The 13,494-nt window shown below is 36.9% G+C and carries 11 protein-coding genes and 1 riboswitch; of the genes, 5 read left to right on the top strand and 6 right to left on the bottom strand.

Features of this window, described 5'->3' with window-relative positions; translation table 11 throughout:
• Window positions 1-46 precede the first annotated feature (46 nt).
• From HNR32_RS06355 to HNR32_RS06340, 4 genes are all read left to right on the top strand, one after another.
• Window positions 47-2,116, top strand: a complete 2,070-nt coding sequence (locus HNR32_RS06355; RefSeq protein WP_183860828.1) for a polyribonucleotide nucleotidyltransferase — start codon at window positions 47-49, stop codon at window positions 2,114-2,116.
• A 14-nt stretch (window positions 2,117-2,130) separates the two neighbouring features.
• Window positions 2,131-2,622 (top strand): tRNA (uridine(34)/cytosine(34)/5-carboxymethylaminomethyluridine(34)-2'-O)-methyltransferase TrmL, encoded by a 492-nt coding sequence (trmL, locus tag HNR32_RS06350; RefSeq protein WP_183860826.1) that lies wholly within the window; start codon window positions 2,131-2,133, stop codon window positions 2,620-2,622.
• A 9-nt stretch (window positions 2,623-2,631) separates the two neighbouring features.
• Window positions 2,632-3,558, top strand: a complete 927-nt coding sequence (gene murB / locus HNR32_RS06345; RefSeq protein WP_183860824.1) for a UDP-N-acetylmuramate dehydrogenase — start codon at window positions 2,632-2,634, stop codon at window positions 3,556-3,558.
• 126 nt (window positions 3,559-3,684) lie between these two features.
• The gene (locus HNR32_RS06340) at window positions 3,685-5,013 is read left to right on the top strand and encodes an amino acid permease (protein WP_183860875.1); all 1,329 of its coding nucleotides are present in this window, start codon (window positions 3,685-3,687) and stop codon (window positions 5,011-5,013) included.
• A gap of 68 nt (window positions 5,014-5,081) precedes the next feature.
• Here the strand turns inward: HNR32_RS06340 and HNR32_RS06335 are convergent, their stop codons facing one another.
• The 6 genes from HNR32_RS06335 to HNR32_RS06310 all read right to left on the bottom strand — a co-directional run bounded on the left by HNR32_RS06335 (window position 5,082) and on the right by HNR32_RS06310 (window position 11,900).
• A complete protein-coding gene (locus tag HNR32_RS06335) occupies window positions 5,082-5,954 on the bottom strand; it encodes a LysR family transcriptional regulator (RefSeq protein WP_183860822.1) in 873 nt (290 codons plus the stop codon).
• A 122-nt stretch (window positions 5,955-6,076) separates the two neighbouring features.
• A complete protein-coding gene (gene citF, locus HNR32_RS06330; protein ID WP_183860820.1) occupies window positions 6,077-7,636 on the bottom strand; it encodes a citrate lyase subunit alpha in 1,560 nt (519 codons plus the stop codon).
• Window positions 7,633-8,541, bottom strand: coding sequence for an aldolase/citrate lyase family protein (locus HNR32_RS06325; RefSeq protein ID WP_183860818.1), 909 nt, complete (start codon window positions 8,539-8,541; stop codon window positions 7,633-7,635). Before HNR32_RS06325 ends, citF begins: the two co-directional genes overlap by 4 nt.
• Complete coding sequence (gene citD / locus HNR32_RS06320) at window positions 8,541-8,825, bottom strand: citrate lyase acyl carrier protein (RefSeq protein WP_183860816.1); 285 nt, start codon at window positions 8,823-8,825, stop codon at window positions 8,541-8,543. The genes HNR32_RS06325 and citD overlap by 1 nt, the downstream gene beginning before the upstream one ends.
• 302 nt (window positions 8,826-9,127) lie before the next feature.
• On the bottom strand, window positions 9,128-10,453 hold the full coding sequence (locus HNR32_RS06315; protein WP_183860814.1) for a CitMHS family transporter: 1,326 nt from the start codon (window positions 10,451-10,453) through the stop codon (window positions 9,128-9,130).
• 244 nt (window positions 10,454-10,697) lie between these two features.
• The gene (locus HNR32_RS06310; RefSeq protein ID WP_183860812.1) at window positions 10,698-11,900 is read right to left on the bottom strand and encodes an L-lactate MFS transporter; all 1,203 of its coding nucleotides are present in this window, start codon (window positions 11,898-11,900) and stop codon (window positions 10,698-10,700) included.
• 80 nt (window positions 11,901-11,980) lie between these two features.
• A riboswitch (ZMP/ZTP riboswitch) is annotated at window positions 11,981-12,065 on the bottom strand.
• Between the two features lie 489 nt (window positions 12,066-12,554).
• On the opposite strand from HNR32_RS06310, the gene HNR32_RS06305 reads away from it, so the two are divergent.
• Entirely contained in the window at window positions 12,555-13,484 is a 930-nt protein-coding gene (locus tag HNR32_RS06305) for a L,D-transpeptidase (protein WP_183860810.1), read from the top strand.
• Window positions 13,485-13,494: the final 10 nt, after the last annotated feature.

The following is a 13,494-nucleotide window of genomic DNA, read 5'->3' as shown; positions in this document are numbered from 1 at the left end:
CACTGTTTACTGTGCACATTTGCTGCAAAATTTTAGGAGGTAAATTATGCACAGTTTTGAAACTACCCTAGGCGGTCGTAAGTTCGTTATTGAAACAGGTAAAATGGCCAAACAGGCTAATGGTGCTGCCCTTGTACGCTACGGTGATACCGTTGTTTTAGTAACAGCTACTGCATCAGCTGAACCACGTCAGGGAATTGACTTTTTCCCTTTGACTGTAGATTATGAAGAAAAAATGTATGCTGCCGGAAAAATTCCTGGCGGTTTTATAAAACGCGAAGGTCGTCCCGCTGAATCAGGTATCTTATTCAGCCGTCTTATCGACAGACCTATCCGTCCGCTTTTCCCGGACGGTTTTAGAAACGATGTTCAAATCGTTGCCACTGTATTATCAGTAGAACAGGACAACCCACCAGAAATTGCTGGTATGATTGGGGCTTCTGCTGCTCTTTCTATTTCCGATATTCCTTTCCAGGGACCTATTGCTGGCGTTCATATTGGTCGTATTGACGGCGAATTAATTGTTAATCCTACCGTAGAACAACGTGAAAAATCTGAGCTCAATCTCACTATTGCCGGTTCACGTGATGCCGTTATGATGGTTGAAGCCGGTGCCAATGAATTGCCAGAAGAAGTTATTCTCGATGCTATCATGTTCGGTCATCAGGAAATCAAAAAAATCGTTGAATTCCAAGAAAACATGGTCAAAGAATGCGGCAAAGAAAAACGCGATGTAACATTATTCCAGCCAGCTGAAGAGCTTGTGGAAAAAATCCGTGAATATTCTTATGACAAACTCAATGCTGCTGTTCGTGATGAAGATAAGCTTCGTCGTGATGAACATATCTCCGAAGTTAAAGCTGAAGCCATGGAACATTTCTTAGAAGAATATCCTGAATCCACCATGGAAATCAACAGTGTCTTGCATAAATTAGTAAAAGAAATCGTGCGTAAAATGATTACCCACGAAAAAATACGTCCTGATGGTCGTGCCGTAGATGAAGTACGTCCTGTAAGCTGCGAAGTAGGCTTATTGCCACGTGCTCATGGCTCGGGGCTGTTCACTCGTGGACAAACTCAGGCTCTTACTGTTGCTACCCTTGGACCACTTGGTGACGAACAAATCATCGACGGTCTTGGTCTGCAAACTTCCAAGCGCTATATCCATCATTATAACTTCCCTGGCTACAGTGTTGGTGAAGCTCGTCCTATGAGAAGCCCTGGACGCCGCGAAATTGGTCATGGTGCTTTGGCTGAACGTGCACTTGTACCTGTCATTCCATCAGCTGACGAATTCCCATATACCATCCGTCTTGTATCCGAAATCTTGGAATCCAATGGCTCCAGTTCCATGGCCAGCACCTGCGGCAGCACGCTTGCCCTTATGAATGCCGGCGTTCCTATTAAAAAGCCTGTATCTGGTGTTGCTATGGGTCTTGTTAAAGACGGTGATGCTTTTACCGTTTTAACTGATATTCAAGGCATGGAAGATGCTTTAGGCGATATGGACTTCAAAGTAACTGGTACTGCCGATGGCATTACCGCTATCCAAATGGATATTAAATTAAAAGGCATAACCCGTGAAATTCTTGCAACCGCTTTAGAACAGGCCAAACGCGGTCGTGCCCATATTCTTGCTAAAATGATGGAAGTTATCGACAAACCATCAGAAAAATTATCACCATATGCTCCAGCTGTTACTACTATCAAGATTTCTGTAGATAAAATCCGCGACGTAATTGGACCTGGCGGTAAAGTAATCAAAAAAATCATTGAAGATACCGGTGTACAAATTGATATTGAAGATGATGGTACTGTCCGCATAACTGCTGTTGGTCAGGAACCTGCTCAAAAAGCTATTGCTATCATCAATGACCTTACCCGCGATGTTGAAGTAGGTACAGTATATACAGGTAAAGTTAAACGCATCATGAACTTTGGTGCTTTTGTTGAAATTCTGCCAGGCAAAGAAGGACTCTGCCATATTTCCCAACTTGCCAAAGAACGTGTCAATAAAGTTGAAGACGTTGTAAATATTGGTGATGAACTTGAAGTAAAAGTAACTGAAATCGACAAACAAGGTCGCGTAAACCTTTCTCATAAAGTACTACTATAAGGCAGGTAATCACATTGCATATTGTTCTTATTGAACCACAAATACCACCCAACACCGGTAATATCGCCCGCCTTTGCGCAGCTACCGGCTGTGAACTGCATTTGGTAGAACCGCTTGGCTTTTCTACTGATGACAAACACTTAAAACGTGCCGGTCTTGATTACTGGCACTTACTCAAAATTCATTACCATAAAAATTTTGATGATGTATTAGCAAAGTATCCCACTGCAAAATATCATTATCTATCTACTAAGGCTCCACATACGTATACTGAAATCACTTATGGTGATGATGACATGCTTGTATTTGGTCGTGAGGATGCCGGTATTCCCGAAGCTCTTCTCAAAGCCAATATTGATAACTGCGTTCGTATTCCTATGATAAATGAAGCGCGTTCGCTCAATCTTTCTAATTCTGTATCTATTGTTGTTTATGAAGCATTACGGCAGCAATCATTTATCGGCCTTAAACAAAACAGTAATTATCTTGATGATATAGACCTATAAATGTAAGGAATGAATCACATGTCTATTCTTAATGATTGTATAAAAAAATTACAAACTATTTTACCAGATGATAGATTATTGCTTAATGCACCTATGTCTGAACAGACGACCTTCAAAATAGGCGGTCCTGCCGATTGTCTTGTATTTCCTGCATCAGTCAGTGAAGTAAAGGCCATTCTCAATACCATAAAAGCTTATAATGTCCCTTATACCATAATTGGCAACGGCTCTAATATTTTAGTCTTAGACAAAGGTATTCGCGGCATTGTTATAAAGTTTGCTGAGCAAATGTCTTATATTAACGATAATAATGACTCTATTATTGCTGGTTGTGGTGCATTACTGGCAGATTTATCGCATTTTGCTGCCGACAAATCCCTTACGGGTCTTGAGTTTGCTGTTGGTATTCCCGGCAGTATTGGCGGTGCCGTTTATATGAATGCCGGTGCTTACAATGGTGATATAAAAACCGTTGTAAAATCAGTAACAGCAGTATCCGCTGCTGGTGATATCATTAAATACAGCGATGACAAATTAGATTTTGGCTATCGGCAAAGTATTTTTCAACATAATGCCAATACCATCTGTGAAATAGAATTAACTTTGCATAAAGGCGCTAAATCTGATATTTTAGCTATAATGGATGATTTAACTAAACGCCGTGAAAGCAAACAGCCTTTGGAAATGCCCAGTGCTGGTTCTACCTTTAAAAGGCCGCCGGGCTATTATGCTGGTACCTTAATTGAACAGACCGGTCTCAAAGGATTATCCGTAGGCGATGCCCAGGTTTCAACAAAACATGCCGGTTTTGTTGTTAACACTGGCCATGCTACTGCCCAAAATGTACTGGATTTAATTCATAAAGTACAGGAAAAAGTTTATGAAAAACACGGTGTAAAGCTTTATCCTGAAGTACGCCTTATTGGCGAAAAATAGATTTATAAAAAATCTTATTGATATTTCAATCCGTATTTGTCATATTGTTTTTTTCTAATATGATAAATGCGGATTTTTTAATGTCATATACGAGGAGACAGCAACTTGAACAAAAATGAAACAAAAATGAAACGCGGTTTAAAAAATCGTCATTTGCAGATGATTGCACTTGGCGGCTCTATCGGAACAGGTCTTTTTTACGGATCAGCACCTGCCCTGCAGGCAGCAGGACCATCTTTATCACTCGCCTATGTACTTGGCGGTATTATCATATTCTTTGTTATGCGCATGCTGGGTGAAATGGTCGTTGATGAACCTATTGCTGGTTCTTTCAGCTATTTTGCCAATAAATACTGCGGTGAATTCTGGGGATTTATTTCCGGCTGGAATTACTGGTTTTGTTATATCTTAGTCAGTATGTCCGAACTTGCCGCAGTCGGTATTTATGTGAATTTTTGGCTGCCCGACTTTCCCCAATGGATCTCAGCATTAATTTGTATAATAATTATAACAATTGTAAATCTTGTTAACGTCCGTTCCTATGGTGAAGTTGAATTTGGCATGACCATCATAAAAATTGCTGCTATCATCGCTATGATGGTATTTGGCGCAATAATCATCTTTACTCAGCTTGGTCCTTTCCCGCAAAACTTTAGCAATCTTTGGGCACATGGCGGTTATATGCCGCATGGTCTTTGGGGCTTGGCCATCTCTTTGGTCATTGTAATGTTTTCCTTTGGTGGTATTGAGCTAGTCGGTATTACTGCCGGTGAAGCAGAAAATCCCAAAACAACTATCCCCAAAGCTATCAATGATGTAATATGGCGTATACTACTATTTTATATTGGTGCTTGGTTTATATTAATGGTAATCTATCCTTGGAATCAGGTTGGTTTATCAGGCAGTCCATTCGTAGAAATATTCGCTAAAATGGGCATACCAGCAGCTGCTAATATTTTAAATCTTGTCGTACTCACGGCAGCAATTTCCGTATATAATAGTGCCATGTACAGCACTTCCCGTATGCTCTACAGTCTGGCTAAACAAAATAATGCGCCTAAGGTTTTTGGCAATCTGACCCGCTCTGGTGTTCCTGCCTTGCCAACACTTTTATCCTCTTTTATTACCTTAATTGCTGTTGTTTTAACTTATTTATTTCCACAAAAGGTCTTTATCTATTTGATGGCTGTTGTTATTATTGCCATTGTAATCAGCTGGTTTACCATAGTTTTAGTTCACTACAATTTCCGCCGTAAAAAAAATAAATTAGGCGAAAAAACTTCTTTCAAAACATTCTTTTATCCATATGATAATTATATATGCATAGCCTTTTTCATATTTGTAATCGGCATGATGACACAGATTCCCAGTATGCATCTAGCCGTTGTGATATTACCTGTTTGGATAATATTGCTTTCGATTGGCTATATCATAAAAAAACGTTCTGGTCATTGACCAATAAACAAGAAAACCGACTTTTCTCTCACAGAATAAGTCGGTTTTTCTTATTTATTAGCATATTTTTACATATACTCATTGAATTTATATTCTTTAACAAAATCAACAAACAATTTTACTATTGGCATTTCTTTAACCAAATCATTATACAGCATCCATGTTTTGCGGGTAATAGGTTCCCCATCAGGATTTTTAAGCTGTAGCTTATGGACATCACTATAGTCTTTAATTATACGTGCCGGCAATGGTGCATAGCCCAAGCCGTGTATAACCATGCGTTTGCAGTTTTCTAAATTTGATACATGCATACTTACCTGCGGCGGTTCCTTAAAATTTTCCCGCCACCATTTATCAAGCTGTGATTTTAGCAAATAATCACTTTCATATTCTATCCTCGGTAATGACGGCAAATTCTCGATAGCAAACTCATCACGATATACCATATATATAGGTTCTTCATACAACAGCAGCTTATGCTTTGACCCGCCATAATCAATACTAGTAAACCCCACCTGTATTTTTTCATTATAAATAAGGCTAAATACATTCTTACTCCAGGTCGTCAATACACTATATTTTATTGCCGGGTATTTTTGCTTAAATACTTCCAACAACCGCGGCAATATATACATCGTCAAATAATTAGAAGCACCAATCTCCAAAGTACCAGCATTTTCTTCCATAAGATACTGAACTTCATTTTTAATATGATTTAATTTATCAAGTACTTCTTCGGCTTTTTTTACCAGATATTCTCCCTCTGGAGTAAACTTAATTCCTTTAGTACTTCTATGTACAATGCAAACATCAAATTCTCTTTCAATATGTTTTAAGCGTGATGTAAGTGCCGGTTGTGACATATATAAGGCCTGGGCGGCTTTAGTTATATTTTTTTCAGAATATAATTTTTGTATAATACGCCAATCGCGATCTTCCATAAGCTTCACTACCTTCAAATAATTTGCTGTGATTATTTACATTATAACATATAATTTACAAATTACCTTCCGAAAAAAATAAGGAACACCCTATATACAGGTGTCCCTTAACAAAACTACTGTCAATCAAGTATTGGTTTACGTATTACATCAATAATACTACCATCACGATATTCAATAACCGCTACAATATCTTTATCATCACTGCTAAGCTCTACTTCTTCCGGCTTACCGACAAATTCATAAGCTATTTTCTGCAATTCTTCAATTGTACAAATTGGTAGGCTGCTGCCTTGCAGCTTTTCCACGAGATCCTTACGTTTAGGATTGATTGCTATACCACGGTCGGTAATAATAACATCAACACTGTCTCCAGGTGTTACCACATTTTGCACATGATCACGTATCATCGGCAGTCTGCCGCGTACTAGAGGCACCACAATAAGTGTAAGTGCTGCTCCGGCTGCCGTATCACTATGACCGCCCGAAGCGCCCATACATATACCATTCGAATCAGTAATCGCATTGACATTAAAATCCAAATCAACTTCAGTTGCACTTAAAATTACTGTATCAAGATTATTTACAATCGGACCAGCATTCCAAGGATTAGCATAAAATGATGCTGATATTTCAATATGATTAGGATTTTCTTTTATAGATTCAATAGCTGCGGTATCAAAAGTTTGTGTATCATAAGCTGCTTTAAATAACCCATCTTTTAGCATATCAGCAAAAATACCGGTTATGCCGCCAATACCAAAACTGCCTGTTATCTGCTGCTTTTCCATTTTTTCTCTGATAAATTTAGCAACTGCCAATGATGCACCACCGCTGCCCATCTGCATGGAAAAGCCTTCTTTTAATACACCGGTCTGTTCCATAATTTCAGCAGCATATTTAGCTAAAAGCAACTGGGTAGGACTTTTTGTCATTCTTATAGCGCCTGATGCAATACCTGCCGGATCGCCAATTTCATCCACTTTTACTATATAATCAACATCAGTTTGCGGAATACTATACGGATAGACAGGATCTTCCATAAGATTATCGGTAATTAATACAACATTATCAGCATAAGCTGAATCAATCATAGCGTAGCCCATTGAACCAAATGCCGACTTACCTTTACGCCCTGTAGCATTGCCTAAATGGTCACAAGCCGGCACTGCCATAAATGCTGCATCAATATGCAGTTCACCCGCTTCAATAGCACGCGCTCTGCCGCCATGGGAACGAATTATTACTGGTTTCTTTAAAGCCTGTGGATTTTTGGTCAGATATTTTCCAAGTTCTCCACGTAATCCGCTTGATTCCAAAGCTGTTACTGTTCCGTTTTCAATATAATTTATAAGAAAATCATGACAGGGACTAAGCGAACTTGATGCTATCGTAATATCTTTAATTCCCTTGGCAGCAATACGTTCTACTACCATCTTCATTACATAATCACCATTTCTTAAATGATGATGAAAAGATATTGTCTGACCATCCTTTAAGCCAATTTTTTCGATCGAAGCATCAATATTTTCTAATATCTTATCAGTATGTGGTATGCCTACACGTATTTTTTTACCAGCTTTTACTGTGGATGGTGTATAAGCAAATTCACCTTTATATAATTTTATATCTTTTATCCCTTTTATCTGTTCGGGAATATCACGCCCTGCTGCATTTATCATGCCTGTTCCCTCTTTTCTTCAACATTTACGCCGGCAGCTTTCGCCTGGTCAACAATACGCTGCGCTCTTACTACGATTGGGCCATCGATCATTTTACCATCAACAGCCAGTACACCCTTATGATTTTCAATAGAATCCTTATAGGCGTCTAATACTTTAAGCGCTTTAGTAATTTGTATATCTGTAGGCGTATAAATACGATGAACTTCAACTATCTGTTTAGGATGAATAACCGATTTACCATCAAAGCCCATATCCTTACTTCTGGTAACTTCAGCAGCAAAACCTTCCATATCCTTTACATCAGAAAAGACTGTATCCATGCATTGTATTTCAGCATCACGTGCTGCCATAAGAATCTGGGAACGAGCATAATATAATTCAATACCGTATTTTGTTCTCTGTGTTTTTAAATTAGCAATGAAATCTTCTGCGCCTAAAGCAATCGCAGCCATACGTGGATGTTTACATATTTCCCGAACATTATATAATCCCTTTACACTTTCGATAGCACCAATTATATTTATAGTGCCTTCTGCCCAGCCGTTTTCTTTTTCAACTTTTTCAATTTCAGCAGCCACAAGTTCTACTTCAGAAATATCTTCTACTTTCGGCAGACGAATGAGATTAGGTTTTGCTGGTAAAATCACTTTTAAATCATCCATTCCAAAAGGCGTTTGGGTCGGATGGTTTATTCTAACAACCGTTTCGGAGTGGAATTTTAATGTTTTTAACGCATTTGCGACTAACAAGCGAGCTGTATCTTTTTCTGTTATGGCAATTGAATCTTCTATGTCAAACATTAAACTATCTGCACCATAGATATCAGCAGAATTTATCATCTTGGGACTATTCCCTGGTACAAACATCATTGTACGGCGCAATCTTGTTTTAGCATCTTTCATTATTTCATGCCCCTTTCAAGTGCTGCAAGAACACGGGCTTTTATTGTATAATCCCATGCTCCTTTATCTATTGCTGTAACTTTTATACCTGTAAAACCAGCCTCTTTCACGGTTGCTGTTATTAATTCTTTCATATGACGGCCATATTGCCGTAATACCGACGAAGTTAAATCAACTGTGATATCATCATTGTTTGATGCTTCTACAGTAATTAAAATATCATTTTTTTCTTCAAAACCTGCTGTTGCAGTATTTTTTAAAATACAATCTTTATTTAGTTGCATTTTGAACGCTCCTTTTTTCTTTATACTTTTATTATAATTCGCTAAAATTTATAATGAAAATATAAATTTATAATCACACTCTATAAAAAAAATAAATAATTATAATTTATTTATTGTAAATATCAAGACTAATACTTAACTGATTGAAAAGTTTATAAATGTTTTTCATCACTAAACAATAATATCATCATGAAATTATAACGAATAAATATTTTACTATTATTCAACCACTCTTTATTATTAGAGGCTATCAGATTTTAATAAAAATCCGATAGCCTTTTAAAATTACACTTTTATTCTTTTTATATAATAATAATCCCTAATAAAATTGCTATTATTAAAGAAATCCATGATAATACCCACAAATACGGTGTACAGAACTTTAACAAATCCTTAAGCTCTATTCCAGCTAAGCCACATGCCAAAAATGTAGTCGCTGCATGTGGTGTCACTAATACACCAAAGTTTTTACCTACCAGCATTGCATGGGCCATATTCATTGGATCTATTCCATACTGCTTGCCAACTCCTATAGCCAGTGGCATTAATCCAAAGAAATAAGAATCTGTTCCCAGCATCATACCAAATGGCACTGCAAAAAATCCCATTATCAGATGTAAATATGGTCCTAATACATTAGGAATAATCGTTATCATTACCTGTGCCATAGCTTCCATCATTTTTGTGCCGCTTAAAACCCCAAGAAATACCCCAGATGCCAATAATATCATTGGAACCGACAAGGCCGCATCAGCATGGGCTTTTATTCTTTGCGCCTGCATTTTTGCATCGGGGAAATTAACCATAAGCGCTATTGCTAAACCTATCATAAAGGCTGCATATAATTGAATTTTTGTGAAACACAATAATCCTATTACGCCAGCTGTAAGCAATGCATTAAACCATAACAATTTAGGCCGTTTTAAGCTTTCTGCTTCTTTTGAATCAGTCTTTTTAATAAACGATGTATCCTCATCAAGCTCTGCCGCTTTACCTGTAGGATTTAATCCTGCCCCGCGTTTCTTTTCTACTACTCCCATAAAAAATGCAAATGCTAAAACTAAGCAAAGACCTATTATTTGAAGTGGTATAAGAACATGCCATAATTGGTTAACATCAGTATTTAAAACAACACCAACACGTGCTACTGGCCCGCCCCATGGCATTAAATTCATAATACTCATAGCCGCACCAATAATTACACAAATTACAACTGGACGCATATGAAGCTTTTTATAAATTGGCAGCATCGCCGGAATTGTTATCAATAATGTCGATGCTAACGCTCCATCTAAATGAGCTACTGTAGCAATACAGCCTGTTGCCACCGTAACTAAAATTACATTTGAGCCTGCTTTTTTTACTAAAAACTTTACCATTGGATCAAACAATCCAACTTCCGACATAATAGAAAAATACTCAATAGAAAATATAAACAGCACCGCTACCGGCATTGTTTTCGCTACTCCAGTTTTTATAAATGCCGAAATATGTACAAAATCAAAACCGCATATTATAGCGGCCACAATAGGTACAATAGCAAAAATTGCTACTGGATGTACTTTTGACTGCAGCAAGCCATAAATAATAACAAATATCATTAAAAAACCCATAATAGCCAAAAACATTTTCTCGCCCCCTATTTTTAACTTTAAATATTTTTTGTTTAATTTAAATTTTCAAAAAATTATTTATATATGTTATTATAATAATCTCTTTTTTATCTGTAAAATAAAAAAAATAAATTTGCCATCATAAAAAAAACGAATAATCAAACATTATATATTACTAAAGCGAAAAGCAAAAGGAATCGCTGCAGACATATTGACCCCCACAGCAATTCCTCTAATTATTTATATAATCAATATTTTTTTAATTAAATTCCAGCTTCTTACCCTTATTTTTTAAAATCAAGGCAATTATAAGATTTAACACAAAACATGCCGAAAAAGCATATAATGTCAATGAATAACTGTTAGTTGCTTCACGCAGCCAGGAAACGGCAACTGGTCCTACCACGCCGGCAATCCCCCATGCCGTTAAAATCCGGCCATGAATAGCGCTGAGCTGTTTTGTTCCAAATACATCACTTAAATAGGCTGGCATACAGGAAAATCCCCCGCCATAACAGGTTATAATCAAAAATACCAATGACTCAAATGCAAAAACTGTACTAACCTGTGCCAACTGCCAAAAAGCTGCTATTTCTATAAGAAAAAACAAAGCATACGTATAACCACGACCAATAAAATCAGAAATTGTTGACCAAAAGATTCGTCCAAAACCATTTAACAATCCAATTATTCCTACCATTGAAGCTGCTGCTACTGGTGTCATTTTCACAACATCCTGTGCCATCGGTGACGCTACTGCCAAAAGGCCTATGCCACAGGTTATATTAATAAAAAACACCCACCACAAAGCACTAAACTGCCATGTCTTTAATGCTTCCTGTGCTGTCATTCCTTTATATTTATAAGTAATCGATTTATTATTTTTGCCTGTATTATCATTTTCCGGTGCCTTTAAATACATCGCCGATGCACTCATTACAATCATATAAGCACAGCCTAAAATAATAAAATTAACTGCTAAACCATAATGACTGGTTAAATATTGCATAAGAGGCCCAGCTATTAGACTAGCAAAACCAAAGCCCATTATGGCCAACCCTGTGGCAAAACCACGCCGCTTAGGAAAATATTTTACTAAAGTCGATACCGGTGTTATATAGCCAATTCCCAAACCGATTCCACCGATTATTCCATAAAAAACATATAATAACACAAGACTGTGCATGCTTAAAGCAAATGCTGTACCAAACATTCCTATAACAAAAAACAGCATCGATAAAAGTCCGCTTTTTTTCGGACCACACTTTTCTACAAAACTTCCTAAAAAACCAGCCGATAATCCCAAAAATAAAATAGCTAAAGAAAAAGTCCAGGTCGTTTCCTTTAAAGAAAAGCCCATTTGCTGCATAATAGGTTTTGTCAAAACACTCCATGCATAAACACTGCCAATACAGATATGAATTCCAATTGCTGATAGAGCAATAAGCCAACGATTTCTCATTATTATCTTCCTTTCAATTTTCACAAAAAGATACCCAGAAATAATAAGCGGATAATAAAAAAAGACCATCCAGGCTAATTATTTCTTGCCCAGACGGTCGGCTTATCACAGCAATACAGTCCATGTGGTCAATTCCACATTATCCGTCAGGTCCCGTATTACATATTAAATTTTCGAATTACTACTACATTATAACAACCACTCATTATTTTGTCAAACGACAATACCCCAGCAATAAAATCAGCCAATAAACCATTCATAACCAAAATCATATATTATCATCGCTATAATTACTAAAAAAATAACAACATCGCCGATTCCTATCATAAAATATCACCCTGCATTTCTCTCATAAAGCTTAACATCATTTTCGAAATTGATAAAAATTTTATTAGAATTTATTATTATAGTATATACTACAAAAAGCTATTATTTTCCTTCTTTAATAAAATTTTATCTTATAAACACCATCAATTAGAATTGGAATAAAAATAACAAATATGGTATATTTGTTATTGAATATATAATCATTATAATAGAAAAGAGTTGAAAATTATGCTTCAATGTATTTTACTTACCTTTAGCCTTTTCTTCATTTGCTTTTCTAATCACTCTTATGCAAATCCTGCACAGAATAAAATTCAGCCATCAAAATTGCATATACTAATCAATACCGCTGTTCCCTGGCTACGCCTTTATGATGGTGATACAATTATTGCTGCTTATCCAGTAGCTGTTGGTAAACCTTCCAGTCCTACACCCTCAGGGAATTTTACCGTACAAGAAAAAATTGTTGATCCGACCTGGATTGATCCAGATGATACAAGTATACAGATAGACTCTGGTTCACAAAATCCCTTGGGATATCGCTGGCTTGGGCTTGGTGGAAATTACGGCATCCACGGTACTAATAATCCCAATTCCATTGGCTATCATGTCTCACATGGCTGCATACGCGTTCAAGAAAATAATATTGAAAAACTCTTTTCTGAGACACCAGTTGGAACACCTGTTAAAATAATTTATGACCGCCTAGTCATTGAAAAAGATGATAATGGCAGCATTGTTTACTATATCTATCCCGATGCCTATTATCAACAGCCTTTAACAACAACCTATGTCATTAACCAGCTAAAAACCTGGGGTGTAAGTGACTTTGTCGATAGGAACTCTGTCAAACAACAACTACTAGCCTCAACCGGTGAACCCAATTATATAGTAACTCCTGTAAAATTACAGCTGGAAGATAAAAGCTTAGACTTTACGGCCTATAAAACTGATAATGTAATTTTATTACCAGTTATGCCCTTAAGTAAAATAATTGGTTTACCCTTAACCTGGGATAAGGAAAAAAATCTACTAAGCAGTAAATACGGGCAGGTGCCTGGTATTAGCAAAAATGATAATGTATATATCAATATTATCAATGTCGAAAAATTATTTAATCTACAGCGTGACTGGCAACAGCCTGATTTTCTAATTCTGCGTGTCATGAAAAATAGTACTGCAGCTATCTATAATGCAGCTGGTTTAGCTATACCACGCCATTCATTTACTAATAACGAACAGCCTCAGGCTGCTTAAATATACTACT

The organism is Pectinatus brassicae (genome assembly GCF_014201835.1).
Lineage (GTDB): Bacteria > Bacillota > Negativicutes > Selenomonadales > Selenomonadaceae > Pectinatus > Pectinatus brassicae.
The sequence above is the reverse complement of the archived record's forward strand: the minus strand, read 5'-3'. Positions and strand labels throughout refer to the sequence as shown.

What these genes read in the sequence shown, in the direction of transcription:
- citD (WP_183860816.1), bottom strand. Translation starts at nt 8,825, where the DNA reads ATGCAACTAAATAAAGATTGTATTTTAAAAAATACTGCAACAGCAGGT.
- HNR32_RS06340 (WP_183860875.1), top strand. Translation starts at nt 3,685, where the DNA reads ATGAAACGCGGTTTAAAAAATCGTCATTTGCAGATGATTGCACTTGGC.
- HNR32_RS06335 (WP_183860822.1), bottom strand. Translation starts at nt 5,954, where the DNA reads ATGGAAGATCGCGATTGGCGTATTATACAAAAATTATATTCTGAAAAA.
- HNR32_RS06315 (WP_183860814.1), bottom strand. Translation starts at nt 10,453, where the DNA reads ATGTTTTTGGCTATTATGGGTTTTTTAATGATATTTGTTATTATTTAT.
- HNR32_RS06355 (WP_183860828.1), top strand. Translation starts at nt 47, where the DNA reads ATGCACAGTTTTGAAACTACCCTAGGCGGTCGTAAGTTCGTTATTGAA.
- citF (WP_183860820.1), bottom strand. Translation starts at nt 7,636, where the DNA reads ATGATAAATGCAGCAGGGCGTGATATTCCCGAACAGATAAAAGGGATA.
- HNR32_RS06325 (WP_183860818.1), bottom strand. Translation starts at nt 8,541, where the DNA reads ATGAAAGATGCTAAAACAAGATTGCGCCGTACAATGATGTTTGTACCA.
- murB (WP_183860824.1), top strand. Translation starts at nt 2,632, where the DNA reads ATGAATCACATGTCTATTCTTAATGATTGTATAAAAAAATTACAAACT.
- HNR32_RS06310 (WP_183860812.1), bottom strand. Translation starts at nt 11,900, where the DNA reads ATGAGAAATCGTTGGCTTATTGCTCTATCAGCAATTGGAATTCATATC.